Below are 20894 nucleotides of genomic sequence, written 5' to 3'. Positions count from 1 at the left end.
CCCGGGCGGCCCCGCGCGGCGCCGGCGAGAGTTTGCGGCGCGGCAGACCCGCCTGCGCGCGTCCCGTGTAGCCTGTAGACTACGCGCGCGGGGATGGAGACCGATCCAGAACACGAGGGCCGGGTTCGACTCGTGCGAGGTGTGCTCGCGTCGGTCGTGGCGGTCAGCGGCGTGCTGACGCTGGTGAAGCTCGTGCAGCTGCCGACGCGTCACGCCTGGCAGGACCTGGTCGGTCTCGGGCTCGCGTCGATGTTGCTGGCGACCTGCGTCGTCACCCATCGTCGCGCCCGCCTCGGCGAGCCCGGCCGCGCGCTCGAGCTCGGCTACATCGCCGTGTTCGCCGTCCTCGCCGGCAACGGCGTCCTCTTCGATCAGCCGCTGCTGATCCTCGGCTGCGCCGCCGCCTTCCTGATCCTCGCCACCGCCCCGCGGGTCCTCGCGCCCGCGCGCCTCGACCGCTGGGCCGTCGTCGCCGTGTTCGGCGCGCTGGCTCTCGGCGCGCTCGATCTGGTGCCGCTGCCGACCCGCGCCGCCGAGTCGCCCGGCGGTCCGCTGCGCGACGTCGCCTGCGTCGTCGCGCTGATCGCCGCCGGCGTGCTGGCCCTGCGCGACTTCCCGCGCTACTCGCTGAAGATCAAGCTCACCCTCGTCACCCTGCTGGTCGCCCTCGCGCCGCTGCTCGCCGCCCGCGTCGACGCGCGCTACCGCCTGGCCGCGCTCGACCGCGAGATCGCACTTGCGGACATGTCCGATCGGGCAGCCCGCTCGGCGAGCGCGTGGAGCGGCTTCCTCGCCGTTCGACAGGCGCCGCTGCGAGCCCTCGGCGACGGCGACGCGGCCCGCGGCGCCTGCTCCGGCGACGCGGCCGCCCGCGCCGCGCTCGCGAGCCAGCTGCGGCGCTGGAGCGAGCGCCCTGACTCGCAGGTCCGCGCCGCCGGGTTGTGGGGTGGCGTCGGCCAGCGCGTGGTCGCCGTCGGCGAGTTCCCGGTCGCCGCCGCGCCGGTGACCCCCGTCGCGCTCGCGCTCGACGGCGAGGGTCGCGACGTCCTCATCCTCTCGACGCCGGTGCGCAGCGAGCACGACAGCCCGTGCACCCTGGCGCTCGCGCTGCGACCCGGCCTCGTGCACGAGTGGAGCGCCGCCGCGGCCAGCGAGACCGGCGCGCTGGTGTTGCTCCGCGATCGCGAGGACCGCCCGCTGTTCGGCGCCGACGACCTCGCCGCGAGCGTGCCCGGCTACGCCGCCCTGCCGCCCGCGCCGGCGACCGACCTCCGCCTCCCGCAGCTGCCACGCTCCGCCGCGCACGACACCGCCGCGCTCGCGCTCGCCGACGGTCGCCTCGCCAGCGTCGCGCGGATCGCCGGCGTCGAGTGGACCCTCGCGCTCGTGCGCGACCCCGTCGACCTCGCCGCAATCGCCGCCGAGCGCACGCGCCGGATCCAGGGGGTCACCCTCCTCGTCGCCGCGCTCGCCAGCCTCGGCGCGTTCGTGTTCAGTCGCCGGCTCGCGGCCCCGATCGCCCGCCTCGCCGCCGCCATGGCTCGCTTCACCGGCGACGACTCTTGCGGGCCGGCGCGGTTCGCCAGCGACGAGATCGCCGGGCTCGCGCGCCGCTTCGACCTCATGGCCGAGCAGGTCGGCGCCCTCCTGCGCACGCAGGAGCAGCAGACCCGCCGGCTGCAGGCCGAGGTCGCCGAGCGCAGCGAACAGGAGCGCCGGCTGCAGGTCTTGAACCGCGAGCTGAGCGCCGCGATCGATCAGGCCCAGGCCGCCAATCGCGCCAAGAGCACCTTCCTCGCCCACATGAGCCACGAGCTGCGCACCCCGCTGACGGCGATCATCGGCTACGGCGAGATGCTGCACGAGCAGGCCCGTGAGCACGGCAGCGACGGGCTCGCGCGCGACGCCGACAACATCGTCCAGTCGGCGCAGCACCTGCTGACGATCATCAACGAGATCCTCGACCTGTCGAAGATCGAGGCCGGCAAGATGGACATGGTGCTCGAGGAGTTCGACGCCGCCCGGCTCGCGCGCGAGGTCGCCGACGCGATCCGTCCGCTGGTCGTCGCCGGCCGCAACAAGCTGGTGGTGGACATCGCCCACGATCCCGCGCCGATGTACAACGACCGCCACAAGCTGCGGCAGGCGCTGCTCAACCTGCTCGGCAACGCCGCCAAGTTCACCGAGGACGGCGAGATCGTGCTCGCGCTCAAGCAGCGCAGCGCCGCGGGCCTCATCTGCCTCGCCTTCACCGTCCGCGACACCGGCCGAGGCATCCCCGAGGCCGCGCTCGCCACCCTCTTCGAGCCCTTCACGCAGGTCGCCCAGCCCGCCGCGCGCAAGACCACCGGCACCGGCCTCGGGCTCGCCATCACCCGCCGCTTCTCTCGCCTCATGGGCGGCGACATCAGCGTCGTGTCGACGCCGGGCGTCGGCTCGAGCTTCACCATCACGGTCCCCGTCAGCTACGCCGGCATCCGCGAGAGCGGCTCGTGGAAGCCGCACAAGAGCCCGATGTCGATGGACGAGACCGTGCGGCTCAAGATGTGATCGTCGAGCACGAGCGCGAGCTCCCGCGCCGCGCTGACTCAATTCATCGTCGGTCGACCATGCGCGCGACCTCGGTGAGCTCCCGTCCGCACATGTCCGCACGACCAGCCGCTCTGTGCGCGCGGAACTGCGACCCCTCGACCTCCCTGGGTACCGGCCCGCGCGCCGCGAGGCCGTTCGCCCCCGTTTGCCACGCTTGCCGCGATCGCCGGCGCCGCGATACCTTGCGACCGTGCCCCAGCGTGGGGGAGGCTTCGCATGACCTCGACTGGCAAACGGCGCTCCGCGCCAACGCTTCTGGCTCTCGGCGTCGCCGGCATCGCCGCGGCCGCGCTCGGCGCTTGCAAGGACGGCGGCGACGGTGGTGACGGCGACAGCTGCGTCTCGACGCGCGAGTACTTCGCCAACGAGGTGTGGCCCAAGGTGCTCGGCAAGACCTGCATCACCTGTCACGGGCCGGCCGGCATCGCCGAGGAGCAGGGGGCCGAGTTTCGCCTGTTGCCGGCCTCCTACCCCGGCTTCCTCGACGCCAACCTCGCCTCCGTCAGCGAGAACGCCTCGGTCAGCTACGACGATCTCTCGGCGCTGCTGGCCAAGCCCACGGCCAGGACCAAGCACGGCGGCGGCGAGGTGATCAAGGCCGGCAGCGAGGAGTACCGGATCCTCGAGACCCTGCTCGCCCAGCTCAAGGCCCCGCGCGAGTGCCCCGACAACGACGGCGCCGACCTCGACGCCGTCGAGCTGATGAGCCCCGAGGAGACCCTGCGCAAGGCCACGCTGCACCTCGCCGGCCGCCTGCCGAGCGCCCAGGAGCTCAAGGACGCGGCCGCCGGCGACGACGCGCTGGCCGACGTCGTCCGCGGCGTGCTCGAGGAGGACGGCTTTTACGACCGCCTCGGCGACATCTTCAACGACGTCCTGCTGACCGACCGCTACCTCGTCTACACCGGCTTCGCGGTCAACATCCTCAGCTCGGAGGACTTCCCGCAGGCGGGCGCGTGGTGGGACGGGCTCGAGGGTCAGGACGACCTGAGGTACCAGGTCAACCGCGCCGCCGCGCGCGAGCCGCTCGACCTCATCAACTACATCGTCCGCAACGACCGGCCCTTCACCGAGATCCTCACCGCCGACTACACGGTGTTGAACCCGTTCTCGGCCCAGCTCTACAACGTCCAGCTCGACTTCGCCGACGCCGCCGACCCGCGCGAGTTCAAGGAGGCCAAGCTGTTCACGATGCGCGGCGGCAAGAAGACGCTGCCGCACGCCGGCGTGCTCAGCTCGCCGATGTTCCTCAACCGCTTCCCGACCACGCCGACCAACCGCAACCGCCACCGCGCGCGGATGACCTACAAGCTGTTCCTCGCCACCGACGTGCTGCGGATCGGCGAGCGGCCGATCGACCCGTCGCTGTCGGAGGCGTACACCAACCCGACGCGCGACGACAAGCAGTGCAACTTCTGCCACCAGCTCATCGACCCGGTGGCCGGCGCGTTCCAGAACTACGACGACTACGACATGGAGGTCCTGACCACGCGCGAGTGGTTCCCCGAGATGTTCGCGCCCGGCTTCGACGGCGAGGACATCCCGAAGTCGGAATTCCCCAAGTCGCTCGAGTGGTTGGCCGCGCGGCTGGTCAAGGACCCGCGCTTCGTGATCGCCAGCGTGCACACCGTCTTCCGCGCGCTGACCGGGACCGAGCCGCTGCTGTTCCCGTCCGAGCCGGAGGACCCGCTGTACAGCGCCAAGCTGCGCGCGTGGGAGGCCCAGGACGCGCTGTTCCGCCAGATCGGCGACGAATTCGTGGCCGACGACTACAACCTCAAGACGCTGATCGTCAGCGTGGTCATGAGCCCGTACTTCCGCGGCCTCACGATCGACAAGACCGAGCTGTCCGAGGCCGAGAGCGAGGAGCTCGGCGCCGTCGGTCACGGCCGCCTGTCGACCCCCGAGCTGCTGGCGAACAAGATCGAGGCCACCACCGGGATCCGGTGGATCCGCGGCTGGGACCTGAGCGACTGGCTGACCACCGACTACCGGATCCTCTACGGCGGCATCGACTCCGACAGCATCACCCAGCGGCTGCCGCACATGAACGGCATCATGGGCGCGGTCGCCGGGCGCATGGCCAACGAGGTCGCCTGCGCGGTCACGGCCTACGACTTCTCGCGCGCGGCCGACAAGCGCAAGCTGTTCCCGAAGGTCACGCTCGACCACGTCCCGCTGAGCGATAACGGCGCCGAGGTGCCCGACAACATCGCCGCGATCAAGGACAACATCGTCCACCTGCACCAGCGCATGCTGGGCGAGGAGCTGGCGGCCGACGACCCCGAGGTCGAGCGCACGTACAACCTGTTCCTCGAGACATGGCGCGAGGGCGCGGCCAACGTCGCCAGCGGGGCCGAGAACGAGTGGCTCAGCTGGTGGTGCCAGGCCCGCGTCAACCCCAACACCAACGTCGACCTGCCCGACGCCGAGAAGATCGAGACCGACAAGAACTACACGATCCGCGCGTGGATGGCGGTGATGACGTACATGCTGTCGGACTACAAGTTCCTCTACGAGTGACGCCGACGACGAAGGAGCTACCACCATGGATCGCCGCAACTTCTTGAAGATCGCCGCCATGACCGGGCTCGCCGTCGCCGCGCCGCTGGGGGTGCGCCGCGCCCTCGCCGACGCCGAGCCGTACGACGGCCCGTACTTCGTGCTCATCAACGCCTCCGGCGGCTGGGACCCGGTGTACCTGTGTGACCCGAAGGAGCAGGGCCCGCTCAACCGGCTGTACTCCGCCGCGGCCACGCAGGGCAACATCCCCTACGCCCCGCTCGCGCTCGATCCGGTCGCGCTCGGCCTCGAGGAGGCCGAGGTCGCGTACTTGATGTCGAACACCGACTTCTTCACCAAGTACGCCAGCCAGCTGCTCGTGCTCAACGGCGTCGACATGGCGACCAACAACCACGACGCCGGCTCGCGCGCGACCTGGAGCGGCCGCCTGCCCGAGGGCTTCCCGTCGTTCGGCGCGCTGGCGGCCGCCGCGCGGGCGCCCGAGAGCACGTTCGCCTACGTCAGCGCGGGCGGCTTCGACGCGACCGAGGGCCTCATCCCGCTGACGCGGATCAGCAGCGTCGACGCGGTCAAGAAGATCGGCAGCCCGAACCTCACCGACCCGAACAACCCCGACACCGACAAGTTCCACGCCGACAAGACAGTGGAGCGGATCCGCAAGGCCCAGACCGAGCGGCTCGAGGCGCAGATGGCCGCCGCCCGCCTGCCGCGCACCAAGGCGGCGATGAACGAGCTGTTCCTGGCGCGCGGCGGCGAGAAGCTGCTGAAGGGCCTCACGCTGCCCGCGGAGCCGGCGACGCTGCCCGGCTACCAGCTCGGCGACCTGCAGGGCTTCATGCAGCAGAGTCAGTTCGCCGTCGCCGCCTTCAAGGCGAAGATGGCGGTCGCCGCCAACCTCAACATCGGCGGCTTCGACACCCACGGCAGCCACGACCGCGACCAGGTGCGCCAGCTGGCCAAGCTGCTCGCCGGCGTCGACTTCTTCATGCAGGAGGCCGAGGCCGCCGGCATCGCCGACAAGCTGACGGTGATCATCGGCTCCGACTTCGCCCGCGGGCCCGGCTACAACGGCGACAACGAGTACGCCGGCAAGGACCACTGGCCGGTCACCAGCGTGATGATGATGGGCAAGGGCATCAAGGGGAACCGCGTGGTCGGGGCCACCGACGCCGAGCAGTACGGCGCGCTCATCGACCCGTCGAGCCTGACGGTCGGCAAGGGCAAGAAGCTCACGCCCGAGAGCATCCACCTCGCGCTGCGCAAGCTCGCGGGCATCGACACCGCCGAGGTCACGGCTCGCTTCCCGCTGGCCGGCGAGGACATGCCCAAGCTGCTGTCCGGCTAATCTCGCGGGTCCGAAGACGCGGGGCCCGTCAATTCTCGAGAGGGCGGACGAGGGGGCGGCGCGGCGGGTCCCGTCGCGACGCGCGTCCTTCCACGCCAGATGCTCGACGGCGATGGAAGATGACGCGTGTCCGGAGTTTGGCCCGCCGTCTGCGCGTCAGGCGTGGAGCCCCCCGCTGCGTCCCACCGCGCCGCCCCCTCGCCCGCCCGGCGCAGATCGTCGCCGGCCCCGCTTGTCGCCGGACGAGTCCCGCTCGCGTGACGGAGCCCTCGCTGCGTCCCACCGCGCCGCCCCCTCGCCCGCCCGGCGCAGATCGTCGCCGGCCCCGCTCGTCGCCGGACGAGCCCGGACGTTCACGGCAGCTCGGCGACGAGGCGGTCGTACACCGCGGCGGACGGCTCGCCGATCACCAGGCGGTCGACGTACACGGTCTTGCTGTCGCGCCACCCGAGCAAGGTCGTCTCTCCGGTCGCGCCGAGCGTCGCCTCGGCCGTCACGACGACGACGTCGTCCGGGTACGCGGCGTTGCGGACCTCGACCACGTACTTGTCGCCCTGGCCATAGACGAGCGCGTCGATGGTGTTCTCGACGTCGCGGTCGAAGGCGAGCGGAGCGTCCGTGTAGTCGACCCACTCGACCTGGCCGATGCGACTGCGGAGCAGCACCTGCTCGTTCGCGGTGTCGAGCGTCAGCGTCATGCCGGACGTCTCATACATCGCGCCCTCGGGCAGGCGGACCGTGATCTCGAACAGGTCGTCGTCCTCGATCGCCGTCGCGGGCGGCGTGATGCGGACGCGCGCGCACTGCAGGGTGTCGCCGTACTTCTCCTTGGAGGTGGTCGGGCTGTAGTTGTCCCACCAATCGAGCGTCAGCGGGTGCGGGCCGAAGGTCAGCGCGCCGTCGGCGAGCACGGGCGCGTCCCAGTTCCCGGTCCAATGGGCGTCGTAGCCGGCTTGCTCGGCGAATTCCTCGACGTAGGGCATGACCGCGAACAGCTCCGCCGGGCAGCCCTCGTAGCAATTCAGGAGCGGCCCCTCGCCGTCCGGTCCGCAGGGGTCGACGCCGGTCTCGCTGTCCGTCGTGCTCGTGCCGGGCTCCGTCGTGCTCGTCGAGGTCGTGCTCGCGCCGGGCTCCGTCGTGCTCGTCGAGGTCGTGCTCGTGCCGGGCTCCGTCGTGCTCGTCGAGGTCGTGCTCGTGACGGGCTCCGTCGTGCTCGTCGAGGTCGTGCTCGTAGCAGAGTCCGTCGTGCTGCTCGTGTCGAGGCCCGTCGTCGCCGCGGTGGTCGTCGGCGTCACGCCCCCGCTGGTCGACGCCGTCGCGGTCTCGGTGGTGGTCTCCGTCGCCTGGCCGCTGGTCGAGTCGGTGTCGCCGGCGGGCGGAGTGTCGCCACAGGCGGCGATCACGGCGAACACGAGGAGACGAAGCGGCAGGCCAGGCGCGCTGCCGTAGGGGTATGAAGGGAGACGGTAGGTACGCACGAGCAGACGCCTACCGCAACAGCGCGCCGCAAGCAAACCAGCGTGCAGCCCCGGCCCACGACACCCACAAACGGACGGATGCGCGCCTCCGCAGGCGCATCGCGGGGACGAGCGGTGCCGCTCGATGACATGACCCTGAGAACATGTTCTTACGACCATCAACGCGCATCGCCGAGCTCCACATCGATGAGCGCGCGTGTGGCGGTCGGAGGGCTCCCCTGTGAACGCGCGAGCCGGCCTCCTCGCTCTCGAGGCCCCCGCGCGGCCACTCATTAACTCGGCTGCAACCAGCACGCGTGGCTTCCACGGCCCGCCACATCCGCCTGACCATTGAGTCATGTCCTTCTCGACATAACCTCGGATTAGGCCGACGACTCGCGGGTCCACACTCTGTCCATAGGGACATGTCCATCCTGCCGTGGGACGCGAGAGCGGCGCGGGCCGTCGCCGCCGCGAGTGCGCCTCCGAGGAGCTCGTGAGCACTCGCCCGCGCATGGTCGAGCTCGCCTTCCGGGCGAGCGGGCGAGGCCGTGCCGTCGGGCCTTGCGCACATGTCCCGAAGTACGGGTGCGCCAGCGCGCGCAGCAGCCGGCCCGCTCGTCTGTTCAGCCCGGCCTTCTCACACATGTCCCGAAGGCCATGTGCGTCGACGCGCGCCCCGCCGGCGCGTCGGTCCATCCGCTGCAGGGCCGCGCGACGGGCCCGGCGTCCGCTCCGCCCGATTTATCACACATGTCCCGAAGACCATGTGCGTGGGCGCGCGACGTCGCGTCGCGATCGACGACGAAGAGGCGGCCCGCCGGCCGTTCGCGCTCGTTCGCGCGCGGCGATCCACACACCTGTGCCCGGCGGCTGTGAAACTACGCGAACTCGTTTGGGGATCGTCGGTCGTCGCGCTCGCTGTCACGATCGTGTCGAACCGTCCCCGAGACATTGCCGCCTCGCTCGCGGCGTGGTTACTCTTGTTCACCCCCCGAATGCCCGACTCCAATCGAAGTCGCGAACCCGACGCACCGCGCGCACCATGCAGCCGCCGCGCGTCGGTCGACCTCACCGGTCGCGTCCTCGGCGGCCGCTATCGGCTGCTTCGTCGCCTCGGCCACGGCGGCAGCGGCGCCACCATCTACGAGGCTGAACACGTGGACATGCGGCGCCGCGTCGCCGTCAAGGTCCTCGATCCCGGCCTCTCCGATGCGGACACCGTCGCCCGCTTCACGCAGGAGGCGCGCGCCGCGGCGGCGCTGCGCAGCGAACACATCATCGACATCATCGAGCTGGTGTGTCACGACGCGAGCGAGCTGGTTTACATGGTGATGGAGTGCCTCGACGGCGAGGACCTCGCGGCCACGCTCGAGCACGACGGGCCACTCGACTGGCGCCGCGTGCTGTCGATCGGCACCCAGGTGTGCGAGGCGCTGGTCGCGGCCCACGCCAGCGGCGTGGTCCACTGCGACATCAAGCCGGGCAACTGCTTCCGGATCTCCCACGGCGGCACCGACGACTTCATCAAAGTCCTCGATTTCGGCGTGTCCTGCTTCAGCGGCGACGCCACCACCGCTCCCGCCAGGCCCAGGTCGGGCCCGGTGATCGGCACGCCCGGCTACATGCCGCAGGAGCAGCTGCGCGGCGGGCCCTACGATCACCGCGTCGACATCTTCGCCCTCGGCGTGCTGATGTTCCGCCTGCTCACCAACAAGATGCCCTACTCGGGCGGCAGCCTGTTCGTCCCGCGCCGCCCCACGAGCGGGCCCATCGCCCTGCGCCGCGCCGCGCCGGCCGTGGAGCTCCCCGACGACTTCGAGGCCGTGATCCTCAAGTCCGTCGCCAGCGACCCCGCCGAGCGCTACCAGAGCGCCGCCGAGCTGCTCGACGCGCTGCTGGCGATCGCCGACAACGCGGTCGAACATCGCCTCGGCCGCGACCCACTCGCGTGGGGCGAGCGGCCGTCAGCCGCGTGACGGCTGTCCTTCGGGACAGGCTATGAGATCGCCGGCTCGCATGTCCCCTCGGACATGCGGCCCGCGCTCGCCGGTCACGTCGCGGGAGAGATCAGCTCGTCGTAGCCGCGGCCCTTGAACTGGACGATGCAGACCCCGTGGCCCCACGGGTCGGCCAGCAGCGCCATCCGGCCCCACACCGCCTCGCGGATCGGGCCCTCGACCGTGGCGCCCTCGGCCAGCGCGCGCGCGAGCGCCGGCTCGACCTCGTCGACCACGACGTCGAGGTGCACCGGCGTCCAGTGGCGCCCGTAGTCGCGCCGCGCCGAGCTGGCCGCAGAGACAGGCGTGCCCGCGGCCTTCTGCAGCAGGTACAGCGGCACACCCGCCCCGAGCAGCTCGACCGCGCCGGGACCGATCCGCCGGCCGACGGTGAAGCCGAACGCGCGCACATAAAAACCCTCGGCCGCGGCGACGTCGGGCACATCGATGTTGACGAGCAAGCTGGGCATCGGGGACCTCGCAGCGAAGGTACCCCAGGCAGCGTCGTCGCTTCAGCCCTTCGCGGCGAGGTGCGGCCGCGCCTGGGCGTGGCACCACGCGAGCACGAGCAGCAGCGGCACCAGGCTCAGCGGACCGGGCAGGCCGAGCATGCGGCCGAGGTTGGCGGGTCCGCCGTAGCCGGTGTCGGTGGCCCAGATCCGCGGCCACGCGTAGCCCCACAGCGGATCGCCGAACTGCGGCGCCTCGGGGGCCGCGGCGGTCAGCAGCAATGTGATCGCGCCGGACAGCAGCGCCAGGCCGACGACGGCGCGCGGCACCAGGCGGATCGCCGGCGCCAGCGCGAGCGCCAGGAACGGCAGCATCGGCACGCAGTGGCGCGGGCCGATCGCGGCGCCGCCGTCCCACATGTAATAGCCGGCGTTGAGCGCGAGGTAGAAGCCGACGATCGCCAGGCACAGCAGCGCGACCTGTCGCACGGGCCATGGTCGATCGGACATGCACCTCGGAGCAGGCGGCCAGCCGCGCAGCTCGCAGAGCAAGCCCCACGCGGCCAGGAGCAGCACCGGCGCGAGGTAGAACAGCCCGCGGTAGGCGCCGAACAGCAGCTCGAGCAGCACCCCGGGGTCGGGGGCGTGGATGCCGTAGTTGACGCGCATGCCCTCGGCGAACTCGGCCAGGTAGACGAAGTCGTAGCCGGTCTTCAGCGGGCCGCCGAACGCGACCGTGTGGTAGGCGGCCAGGGCGACCGCCGCCGGCGCGCCGCCGAGCGCGACCACGGCGGCGAAGCGAGGTCCGCGGCGGAGCCCCGCGAACAGCCACAGCAGCGCCACCGGGACCGCGGCCGGGTACTCGCACAGGACGGCCAGGCCGAGGCACATGCCTGTCCCGAAGGCCATGGCCTTCTGGCCATGTCCCAGGAGGACGCCGGCGAGGCCGAGCAGGAGCAGGTCGGCGCACAGCTGGTGGCCGTAGAAGGCGGCGCCGTAGACGAGCGCCGGGGTGGCGAGCGCGTAGGTGGCGGCCAGCAGCAGCGCGCCGGCGCGGTCGCCGAGGCGGCGCAGCGCCAGCAGGTACAGCGCGAGCGCGCCGAGCACCGCGAACACGCCGACCGAGCCGACGCGGCTGACGTAGAGCGCGGTGCGGTAGGCCTGGTTGTAGGCCAGGCGGTCGCCGGGGCGGCGGGCCTCGGGGTCGCGGTTCGGGTCGCGCGGGTCGAGCGGCACCAGGCGGACGTCGGGCCGCTCGGCGCCGACCAGGCGCGCCGCGCCGTGGTAGAGCGCGTAGGCCGGGACCGCCAGCAACGAGGCGCCCGGGGCCTTGTCGCTGTAGAAGTGGCCGTCGCGCCGGCTCTTGTCGCCGGTGGTCGCGTGGTACTCGTCGATGATCGTGGTGCCCTGCTCGACGAGCGCGCGCGTCAGGGCCAGGCGCGAGTTCTGATTCCACGCCGGCGGGCCCGAGAAGTAGGACGTCGCCGCGAGCACCGCCAGCGCCAGCGGGACCAGCACCGGGGCCTCGCGGCGGACCAGCGCCGGCAGGCGCGCGTCGTCGCGGCCGGCCTCGCGCGTGCGGGCCTCGCCCTCGCTCGCGTTCGCCGGCTCCTCACCGCGGCGCTCTCGGCGACGCCCCGCGTCCATCGCCCGCTCCGACGAGCCGCCCTGTTGCGTCGCCGTCACCCGCTCCTCACGGCCCGCGCGGTCCTCGCCGGAGCCTGGCCCAGCGGACATGTCTCTCAGACCGGAGCCTTGGCGGCCTCGATGACCAGCGCGCCCAGCTCCTGCTGCGCCCGCTCGGCGGCGGCCGCCTCCGGGCACTGGGCCAGGCGCTGCAGCACCTGGTAGGCGCCGGCGTAGCGGCGGGCCGGGTCGCGGTCGAGGTTCTTGCGCACGATCTCGGACAGCTTGGTCGACAGCCCGGGCAGGCGCCGGCTGGGGTGGCCGGCGTCGAACTTGACGATCGCGTCCATCGTCTTGAGGTCGTCGTCGGCCTTGAAGCAGCGCTGGCCCTTCAGCATCTCCCACAGGATCACGGCCAGGCTGAAGATGTCCGAAGAGACAGACGCGGCCGCGGTCCCGACCACCCGCTCGGGCGCCATGTAGGCCTTCGAGCCGGCCTGGGACATGTCGTTCTCGCGCGGCAGCCAGATGCTGGTGGCGGAGTTGTAGTCGGCGAGCATGACCTGGCCGGTGCGCGACAGCAGGACGTTGGCCGGGCAGATGTCGCGGTGGACGACGTTGAGCTCGACGAGCTTGCCCTTGTCCTCGGCCTCGGCGGTGTGCACGTGGTGCAGCGCGTCGGCCAGCTGGCCCATGATGTAGACGGCGATCTCCTTGCTGAGGCCGCGCGGGGCGCCGACGTCGTGGCCGAGCAGGACGGCGAGGTCGCAGCCGTCGATGGCGTCGAGGACGAGATAGCGCACGCCGTTCTGCGCGCCCTCGGCGTGGGCGCTGGGGATCCCCGGATGATTGAACGCCTGATAGAGGCGGATCTCGTGCTCGAATTGGGCCGCCAATATCGCGTGCTCGGGGCCCGAGCCCGAGGGCAACAGCTTGACGACATACGCCGGCGGCGCCGCCTCCGGGTCGTCCTCGTGGCGCGCGAGGAACAGGTGGAACACCGAGCTGCGCACAGCGAGCGGCCGGACCAGACGGAACTTGCCGAGACTCTGGAGCTCCATGGACGAGTTGAGTGTGCCGCCCGCAGATCCGCGTGTCCATCGCCGAGTGCGAGGCGCCACGGTCCCGGACCTGCTACAAGAGCGGCGATGTCATCGCCCCCGCGAACGCCGCTCGTGGTGCTGGGAGCCGGCCTGACCGGGCTCTCGGCGGCCTGGCACGCGCGCGGGCCAGTGCTGCTGGTCGAGCGCGAGGCTCGCGTCGGCGGCCACGCCCGCAGCCATCGCCGCGACGGCTTCACCTTCGACGTCACCGGGCACTGGCTGCACCTGCGCGACGCGTCGATAAGAGCGCTGGTCGAGGGCCTGTTCGGGCCCGGCGAGCTCGCCACCGTCGCCCGCCGCACCTGCATCCACAGCCACGGCGTGCAGCTGCCCTACCCGTTCCAGGCCAACTTGCACGGGCTCCCGCTCGACGTGGTGCAGGAGTGCCTGGTCGGCTACGTCGCGGCGCGCGAGCAGGCCGCGAGGGGCGCGCCGGAGCCGCAGAGCTTCGTCGGCTTCGCCGAGGCCCGCTTCGGCGCGGGGATCGCCAAGCACTTCTTCGTCCCGTACAACCGCAAGCTGTGGGGTGAGCACCTCGAGCGCCTGACCGCCGAGTGGGTCTCGCGCTACATCCCGATCCCCGACACGGCGCAGGTGATCGGCGGCGCGATCGGGCTGGCCCAGGAGGGCCTCGGCTACAACGCCAGCTTCCTCGTGCCGACCGCGGGGGGCATCGACGCCATCCCCGAGCGAATGCGCGCGGGCCTCGCCCAGCGCCCCGAGGTCGAGCTGCGGCTCGGCAGCGACATCGACGAGATCGACGTCGCCGGCCGGCGCATCAAGCTCTCCACCGAGGCCGACTGGCGCCGCTACGACACGCTCGTCTCGAGCATCCCCCTGCCCGAGCTGGTGCGGCGCATGCCGGCCGCGCCGCCCGAGGTCCGCGAGGCCGCCGGCGCGCTGCGCCACGTCCGCTGGCGCTACCTCGACATCGCCGTCGGCGCCCCGGCGCCGTGCGACTATCACTGGGTCTACGTGCCCGAGCCGCGCCTGCCCTTCTTCCGCGTCGGCGTCTACTCGAACGCCGCCCCGCGGATGGCCCCCGCCGGTTGCAGCGGGCTCTACGTCGAGCTGAACGAGCGGACAGGTCCGATCGACCTCGCCGCGATCTACGCCGGCCTCGTCGAGGTCGGGGCGCTGCGCGCGGCCGAGGACGTCCGCTTCGTCGAGGTCCGCGTGGTCGAGCACGCCTATGTCGTGTTCGACGCCGCCTACACCGCCGCCCGCGGCGTGATCCTCGGCTGGCTCGAAGGACAGGACATCCTGAGCTGCGGCCGCTACGGCGGGTGGATCTACAACAGCATGGAAGACTGCCTGCTGGCCGGGCGCGCCGCGGGCCACTGGGCGAGCGCGCGGCTCGCCGGACGGGAGCCGCGATGACCGAGACTTCTTCACCGACCTCCGGCTCGGACATCGCCCCCGAGCTCAGCGTCGTCATCCCGGTCTACAACGAGGAGGCGATCCTCCGCGACAGCGTGCTCGAGCTGGTCCGCGGCCTCGAGGCGGAGGGCTGGCAGTTCGAGCTGTGGCTGGCCGAGAACGGCAGCCGCGACCGCACGCGCGAGATCGCGGCCGAGCTCGCCGCGATGGACCCGCGGGTGAAGTGGTTCTCGTGCCCGGCGCCCAACTACGGCGCCGCGCTGCGCATGGCGATCGAGCAGGCGGCCGGCCGCTTCGTCGTGTGCGAGGAGATCGACCTGTGCGACGTCGACTTCCACCGGCGCGCGCTCACGCTCCTGCGCGCCGGCGCGGCCGACCTGGTGGTCGGCTCGAAGGCGATGCCCGGGGCGCACGACCGCCGGCCGCTCGGCCGCCGCGCGGCGACGCGGGCCTACAACGGGCTCTTGCGCGTCACGCTCGGCTACCGCGGCACCGACACGCACGGGCTCAAGGCGTTCCGCCGCGCGGCGCTGCTGCCGGTGGTCGCGCGCTGCATCGTCGGCCACGACGTGTTCGCCTCGGAGCTGGTGATCCGGGCCCAGCGCGACGGCGTGCCGATCACCGAGATCCCGGTCGAGCTGGCGGAGAAGCGCGCGCCGTCGATCCACCTGGCCCGGCGGGTGCCGCGGGTGCTGAAGAACCTGGCGCGCCTGATGGCCGCGATCCACCTCGGGCGCGGCGCGAAGGAGCGGTGATGACGACCGAGCTGCGCGGCACGATCCTCAGCGTCGACCTCGACGACCTCGCCTGCTACCACGCGATCCACGGCCTGCCGCCGCCGACGCCCGAGCAGGCCGACGTGGTGCTCGGCCGCTGCCTGCCGCGCCTCCTCAAGCTGTTCGCCGAGACCGGCGCGCGCGCCACCTTCTTCGTGGTCGGCCGCGACCTCGAGCGCGACATGCAGGGCCCCGGCCACGGCGCGGCGCTGCTCGAGCTGGCGGCCCAGTCCGGGCACGAGCTCGCCAACCACAGCTACAGCCACGCCTACGATCTGGTCGACTGGCCTTCGGGACAGATCTACGGCGACCTCCGCCGCTGCGACGACCTGCTGCGCAAGCTCGGCGCGCGGCCCAGAGGCTTCCGCGCGCCGGGGTACTGCCACGACGAGCTGCTGCTGCAACAGGCCGGGGCGCTCGGCTACCGCTACGACAGCTCGCTGCTGCCGTCGCTGCCGTACTACGCGGCCAAGCTGGCGGCGATGGCGTGGATCCGTCTGCGCGGGCGGCGGTCGCAGTCGCGGGCCCGCGGGCTCCGCAGCTTCCTCGGCTCGGCGCGGCCGTACTACCGCTCCGACGTCGGCATGTGGGAGGTGCCGATCAGCGTCAGCCCGCTGCTGCGCCTGCCGATGGTCGGCACCTTCGTGCTGCGCGGCGGGCCGCTCTACCAGGAGGCGTTGCGGACGCCGGCGCTGCACCTCGAGCTGCACGCGCTCGACCTCGCCGACCCCGACACCGACCCGATCGACCCGGCGCTGCGCAAGCGCCAGCCCGAGCTGCGGACCCCGCTCGACAAGCGGCTCGCGCGCCTGCGCGAGCTGATCAAACGGCGGGGAGGGGCGACTTCGATCGCCGCCGCGTTCGGGTCCTAGAGTCCTCGCGGCGGACGGCCATGGTCGCCAGCTCGTCGGCCTCTTCGTTGCCCGACTGGCCGGCGTGGCCCTTGACCTTGAGCAGCTCCACGCCCGGGTGCTCGGCCAGCTTCTCCTTGATCTTGTCGATCAGCTCGACGTTGGCCTTGGCCTTCCAGCCGCCGACCAGCACGCCGAGGCTCCAGCCGCTGTCGGTATAGAGGAGGACGTGCGCGTCCTTGTCCTCGGGGCGCAGCATCTCGAGCGCGCGCAGGATGGCCGTCAGCTCGGCGACGTTGTTGGTGCCCTCGCCGATGAACTCGCTGTGCTCGACGGCCTCCTCGCCGCGCTCGATGAGCACGCCGATGCCGGCCGGTCCGGGGTTGCCGCTGCACGCGCCGTCGGTGTGGATAATGATGGTCGCGTCGGTCGCCGGCCTGGTCGGCTCCTCACGGACCACCTGAACAGTCGCCACGGGGGTCGGAGTCCCCGAGAAGGCGTCGTCGGAGATGATCTCGGTGTCGTCCGGGATCTCGATCAGGTTGTCGGGCGTGGCGCGATATGACTTGCTGGCGCCCATCCGGTAGCGCATCTCGATCCGGCCGCGGTGAACGATGGGCTTGCCGGACGCGAGGACGCGGACGAACACCGTTTGATCCTTGAAAACGAAGCGTTTCCACGCCATGTGCGAGCTCCGAGCGGCGCGCCGAAAGGCTGCGTCGTCGCCTGCAGCGTACGGCCGCGCTGCAGAATTGGGCAGATTGGATCACTATGCACCGACCGGCGGAAAGGCACATCCTCACCCGGCCTCGGCCCGGGTTTTTTTGGTTGATCGATTAAAATTCGTGGCGTATTAGTGCCCCGCTATGAAGCGGACGATCCTCACGACCCTCGCTGCCACTGCGCTCATCGCGATCCCCGCCTGCAAGGGCGGAGCCAGCGCCGCCGGCGGCAAGCTCATCCCCGAGCAAGCCACCATCATGGCCGGCATCGACGTCGGCGGCTTGCTCAAGAGCAAGCTGTACGCGGACAACAAGGCCATCGCCGAGTCGCAGGCCGGCTACAAGGAAGTCGTCGAGGCGGCCAAGGGCTGTAACCTCGACCCCGAGAAGGCGATCACCTCCGTGCTCATCGGCACCGACGCGAAGGACGGCGTCGCGGTCGTGATCACCGGTACCGGTATCGGCGACGAGAAGAACCTGACCTGCATCGCCGACAAGGCGAAGGAGAAGAACAACGGCAAGGTCCCGTTCACGATCGCCGACGAGGGCGGCAAGAAGGCCATCAAGATGGATGATGGCACCGGCTACATCGTCGACGCCGGCACCGTCGTGATCGCCAGCAAGCCGTGGGCCGCCGCAGTCAAGGATCTGGTCGATGGCAAGGGCAAGGCCGCCGTCGATGGTCCGCACAAGGATCTGTTCACCCGCGCCGACCAGAGCCGCCACATCTGGTTCGCGGGCGTCGCCCCCGAGCAGCTCGCCGGCATGGCGAAGGCGCAGGGCGAGGTCGACGTGAAGGACTTCTCGGGCTCGGTCGACCTCAGCGACGGCCTCGGCGTCAAGCTCGCCGCCGGCCTCGGCTCGGCCGACCAGGCCGCGGGCCTCAAGAAGAAGGCCGACGAGGCGCTGCCGATGGCGAAGATGGGCCTGGCGATGGTCGGCCTGCCCGCCACGGTCGCCGACACCGTCAAGATCGACGCCAAGGACGCGCTCCTCAGCTTCGAGATCTCGCTCAGCTCGAGCGACCTCAAGACCCTCCAGGAGAAGGCCGGCGGCCTCGGCGGCCTGATGGGCGGCGGCGGCGGCGGCGGCGGCATGGATGCTCCCCCGGCCGAGCCGGCCGAGCCCCCGACCCCGGCCGAGCCCCCCCCGGCTGCGGCCGAGGGCGATGCGCCGGCTGCCCCGGCGAACTGAGCGCCTGAAATCGGGCCGCGCGCTTGCGCCGCGGCCGTGAATCCTCTAAAGAGTCGCGGCCCTGTCGACTTCACCGTCGAGAGGGCCGCTCCTTTCGGTGGCCTGCCCGCGCCGGTCAGACCCCGACAACCCCCTTCGTAGCTGCTCATGGCGGCGAACATCGAGGCGGATCGCAATGCCCAAGACCACACCCCTGCAACACGTCAAGAAGCTCTTCGGTTCCAAGGACCAGCTCGTCGCCCGCGTGGCCGAGCTCCTGCCCAGCGCCTTCGCCGGCGAGTCGGCCGAGGACTTCAAGAAGCGCCTGAAGTACGTCGCCAACAGCAAGCTGCTCCGCCTGGCCGAGATCGGCGAGCAGGCCAAGAAGCTCGGCGGCGTCCAGGCGATCGTCGACAAGATCGCCGAGCTCAAGGGCCAGGCCAAGGACAAGGACTTCAAGGCCGCGCTCGCCAAGGTCAGCGTGCCCAGCCTCGTCGACCTCCACCAGAGCCTCACCCGCAAGGCCAAGAAGGCCGAGAAGAAGCCGGCCGAGAAGACGGCCGCCAAGAAGGCCTGAGCCTCACCTGTCTGTAGGGACAGCTCGTCAGGGCCGCGGCATTACGCCGCGGCCCTTCGTGCTTTCGGGGCGGTCACGCCCTCGGCTCTGCCCGCGCTCGAGCCTCGTCACTCAGGACAGCTCGGCCCACGCCTCACCTGTCTGCAGGGACAGCCCTGCAGTCGGGGCGAGGGGCGCCGCGCCTCTCACTTGTCGGCGATGACGGCGAGCGAGCCGATGTTGCCGAAGCTGTCGCGGGCGCGCAGGACCACGCGGTGGCGGCCGGGGGCGAGCGGCTCGGGCAGCGTGAGCTGGAAGCCCTCGCGGCCGGTGTCGAACAGGCCGTCGCTCGGGCTGGCGGCGCGGAACGGGCCGCCGTCGACGCTGAAGGCCACGTCGTGGATCTGGCCGCCGTCGTCGCTGGCGGTGCCGGTGATGGCGAGGCCGTTCACCTTGACGCCGTCGATGGTGGGGCGCTTGTGGTCGACCACGAACGGGGCCGACACGACCTCGTCGCGGGCGGCGCGGGCGATCCCGTTGCTCGGCTCGTCGCTGGCGATGACCTGGGCCTCGTAGACGCCGTCGGGCACGCTGCCGAGGTCCCACTTGTACTCTTTCTTGGTCACCGGCTCGGCGCCGCTGAGCGAGATCCACTCCTTGTCGGAGGTGCCCTCGGGCCGCACGCGGATCTCGTAGACGAGGTCGTCGTCGTCGCGCGCCTCGGCCTTCCACTTGATCGTCAGCTTCGAGTCGGGCTCGTCGTCGTCGGCCAACTCGAACTCGGGGCGGGCGACGTCGACCCCGGCGACCAGCGGCGCCAGGTTCTCGGGGGCGTAGAACAGCTGCACGTCGCGCAGCTCGCCGCCGCTCGCCAGCGTGACCTCGAGCTCGACGAAGCGGCGCGTCGGCAGGCCGAGCGCCCCGGCCAGCGCGTCGCCCTCCTTCTTGAGCGTGACCGACTTCCACTCGCTCCAGCGCTTGTCCGGCTCCGCCCCCGGGCCGCTGCGGGCGCGCAGCGTCAGGCCGCTGCCGCGCAGGTAGACGGCGCCGAACACCGACGGCTGCTTGGCGTCGAGGACCTTCGTCCGGTACCTGGCCTTTTGGGCAGGTGCGACCGCGAGCCGGTACGCGCCCGCGCCGTCGCCGGTGGTGGCCAGCACCGCGCCGTCGCCGAGGCGGCACAGCGCGGTCGCCTGGCGCTCGTCGAGGTCGGCGACGGTGGCGACGTCGCGGCGGCCGCGGACGCGGTAGACCTTGCCCTGCTGCGAGGCCGCGACCAGCACCTCGGAGCCCTTGGCGGCCGGGTCGCCGAGCAGCGCGGTGAAGTACTGCTTGTCCTTGTGCAGCCACGACTCCCAGGTCGCCTCGGCCGCGCGGGCCAGGTCGCGCTTGGGTCCGAGGGCGACGAAGAACAGGTCGGCGCTCGACTGCGGCGCGCCGCCCGACGTCGCGTCGAGGCTGCCCTCGGCCGGCTGGCCGACCAGGCTGGTGCGGTTGAGGTTCTTGGTGAGCGCCTGCACCGACGACAGGCCGCGGTCGGTGAAGTCGTTGACGGCGGCGACCAGGCCGCCGTCGACCAGCGCGAGCGCGCGGACCTCGTCGCCGGCGAAGTCGTGCACGAGGATGCCGTCGCTGGCGGCGGCGACCTGCAGCACCTTGGCGCCGGGCGAGGTGCCGACGACGACCTCCTTGCCGACCGGCAGGACGGCGAGGATGTCCTTCTCGTCGGAGTCGAGCACGACCTTGGGGTCCTTGCCCTGGAGGTCGAGCGAGAACAGCTCGCCCTTCGGACCTGTCCCGACGAGCAGGCGGCCCTCGTGCGGCACGAGGGCCCAGATCTGCTCGACCTGCAGCTTGGCGAACTCGCTGACCTTGCCCTTGGCGTCGATGCGGTGGATCGTGCCGCCGGGCAGCGTCGCCGCCAGAAGATCGCCGCCCGGCAGCGTCGCCAGGGCCGAGACGACCGCGCCCGGCAGCTCGGCCAGCTTGCTCGCGGCCGGCTCGGCGGCCCCGGCCTTGCTCGGCGTGACCAGCTTGATCCGTTGCACGCCCGAGCCGTCGGCGGTGCCGAGCCAGGCCGCGCTCCTGTCCTTCGGGTCAGCCGCGCACGAGAACACGCTGGCGGCCCCCTTCACCCCGCCGCGCGCCGGCACGAGCCCGACCGTGACCTTGCCCGAGCCCTCGATCGCCGCGCCCTCGGCCTCGCCGGCGTCGAAGTCGTCGAAGTCGCCGAGGTGGAAGCTGCGCGTGCCGCCGGCCCCGGCGCTCGCGGGCGCGAGGGCGACGAGGGCGGCGAGCGCCGAATATGTATGAAGGGACATGCGCGAACGGACAGTCATGG

General features: G+C 71.7%; 15 protein-coding genes. 9 read left to right on the top strand and 6 right to left on the bottom strand.

The window, feature by feature from the left end; genetic code table 11:
• Positions 1-93 precede the first annotated feature (93 nt).
• The 3 genes from K7C98_RS30100 (at position 94) to K7C98_RS30090 (ending at position 6460) form a co-directional block, all read left to right on the top strand.
• The gene (locus K7C98_RS30100) at positions 94-2550 is read left to right on the top strand and encodes an ATP-binding protein (protein ID WP_224195249.1); all 2457 of its coding nucleotides are present in this window, start codon (positions 94-96) and stop codon (positions 2548-2550) included.
• A 258-nt stretch (positions 2551-2808) separates the two neighbouring features.
• Entirely contained in the window at positions 2809-5115 is a 2307-nt protein-coding gene (locus K7C98_RS30095; RefSeq protein WP_224195248.1) for a DUF1588 domain-containing protein, read from the top strand.
• A 25-nt stretch (positions 5116-5140) separates the two neighbouring features.
• Positions 5141-6460: a DUF1501 domain-containing protein gene (locus K7C98_RS30090; RefSeq protein ID WP_224195247.1), complete on the top strand. Its 1320-nt coding sequence runs from the start codon at positions 5141-5143 to the stop codon at positions 6458-6460.
• Positions 6461-6813: 353 nt separating this feature from the next.
• Here K7C98_RS30090 and K7C98_RS30085 read toward each other — a convergent pair whose 3' ends face one another.
• On the bottom strand, positions 6814-7938 hold the full coding sequence (locus K7C98_RS30085) for a hypothetical protein (protein ID WP_224195246.1): 1125 nt from the start codon (positions 7936-7938) through the stop codon (positions 6814-6816).
• Between the two features lie 551 nt (positions 7939-8489).
• Between K7C98_RS30085 and K7C98_RS30080 the strand changes: the two genes are divergently transcribed.
• Positions 8490-9896, top strand: a complete 1407-nt coding sequence (locus tag K7C98_RS30080; protein WP_346660311.1) for a serine/threonine-protein kinase — start codon at positions 8490-8492, stop codon at positions 9894-9896.
• A gap of 74 nt (positions 9897-9970) precedes the next feature.
• Here the strand turns inward: K7C98_RS30080 and K7C98_RS30075 are convergent, their stop codons facing one another.
• From K7C98_RS30075 to K7C98_RS30065, 3 genes are read right to left on the bottom strand one after another with little or no spacing between them, the layout of a single operon-like run.
• Positions 9971-10387, bottom strand: a complete 417-nt coding sequence (locus K7C98_RS30075) for a VOC family protein (RefSeq protein ID WP_224195244.1) — start codon at positions 10385-10387, stop codon at positions 9971-9973.
• Between the two features lie 42 nt (positions 10388-10429).
• Entirely contained in the window at positions 10430-12103 is a 1674-nt protein-coding gene (locus K7C98_RS30070; protein WP_224195243.1) for a hypothetical protein, read from the bottom strand.
• A 5-nt stretch (positions 12104-12108) separates the two neighbouring features.
• Positions 12109-13053: a serine/threonine protein kinase gene (locus K7C98_RS30065; RefSeq protein WP_224195242.1), complete on the bottom strand. Its 945-nt coding sequence runs from the start codon at positions 13051-13053 to the stop codon at positions 12109-12111.
• A gap of 87 nt (positions 13054-13140) precedes the next feature.
• On the opposite strand from K7C98_RS30065, the gene K7C98_RS30060 reads away from it, so the two are divergent.
• The 3 genes from K7C98_RS30060 to K7C98_RS30050 are packed head-to-tail and all read left to right on the top strand — an operon-like array spanning position 13141 to position 16123.
• Positions 13141-14475, top strand: coding sequence for a protoporphyrinogen/coproporphyrinogen oxidase (locus tag K7C98_RS30060; protein WP_224195241.1), 1335 nt, complete (start codon positions 13141-13143; stop codon positions 14473-14475).
• Between the two features lie 32 nt (positions 14476-14507).
• Positions 14508-15230: a glycosyltransferase family 2 protein gene (locus K7C98_RS30055; RefSeq protein WP_224195493.1), complete on the top strand. Its 723-nt coding sequence runs from the start codon at positions 14508-14510 to the stop codon at positions 15228-15230.
• Positions 15230-16123 carry a polysaccharide deacetylase family protein gene (locus K7C98_RS30050; RefSeq protein WP_224195240.1) on the top strand — a complete coding sequence of 298 codons (894 nt, stop codon included), beginning with the start codon at positions 15230-15232 and terminating at the stop codon, positions 16121-16123. Before K7C98_RS30055 ends, K7C98_RS30050 begins: the two co-directional genes overlap by 1 nt.
• Here K7C98_RS30050 and K7C98_RS30045 read toward each other — a convergent pair.
• Positions 16074-16787: a ribonuclease HI gene (locus tag K7C98_RS30045; protein ID WP_224195239.1), complete on the bottom strand. Its 714-nt coding sequence runs from the start codon at positions 16785-16787 to the stop codon at positions 16074-16076. The genes K7C98_RS30050 and K7C98_RS30045 overlap by 50 nt on opposite strands.
• 181 nt (positions 16788-16968) lie before the next feature.
• On the opposite strand from K7C98_RS30045, the gene K7C98_RS30040 reads away from it, so the two are divergent.
• Positions 16969-18018 carry a hypothetical protein gene (locus K7C98_RS30040; protein ID WP_224195238.1) on the top strand — a complete coding sequence of 350 codons (1050 nt, stop codon included), beginning with the start codon at positions 16969-16971 and terminating at the stop codon, positions 18016-18018.
• A gap of 175 nt (positions 18019-18193) precedes the next feature.
• The gene (locus tag K7C98_RS30035) at positions 18194-18574 is read left to right on the top strand and encodes a hypothetical protein (protein ID WP_224195237.1); all 381 of its coding nucleotides are present in this window, start codon (positions 18194-18196) and stop codon (positions 18572-18574) included.
• A 185-nt stretch (positions 18575-18759) separates the two neighbouring features.
• Here the strand turns inward: K7C98_RS30035 and K7C98_RS30030 are convergent, their stop codons facing one another.
• On the bottom strand, positions 18760-20874 hold the full coding sequence (locus K7C98_RS30030) for a hypothetical protein (protein WP_224195236.1): 2115 nt from the start codon (positions 20872-20874) through the stop codon (positions 18760-18762).
• Positions 20875-20894 lie beyond the last annotated feature (20 nt).

Origin of the sequence: Nannocystis pusilla (assembly GCF_020073745.1) — a bacterium.
GTDB classification, from domain to species: Bacteria; Myxococcota_A; Polyangia; order Nannocystales; family Nannocystaceae; genus Nannocystis; species Nannocystis radixulma.
This window is presented reverse-complemented; position numbering and strand designations above follow the sequence as displayed.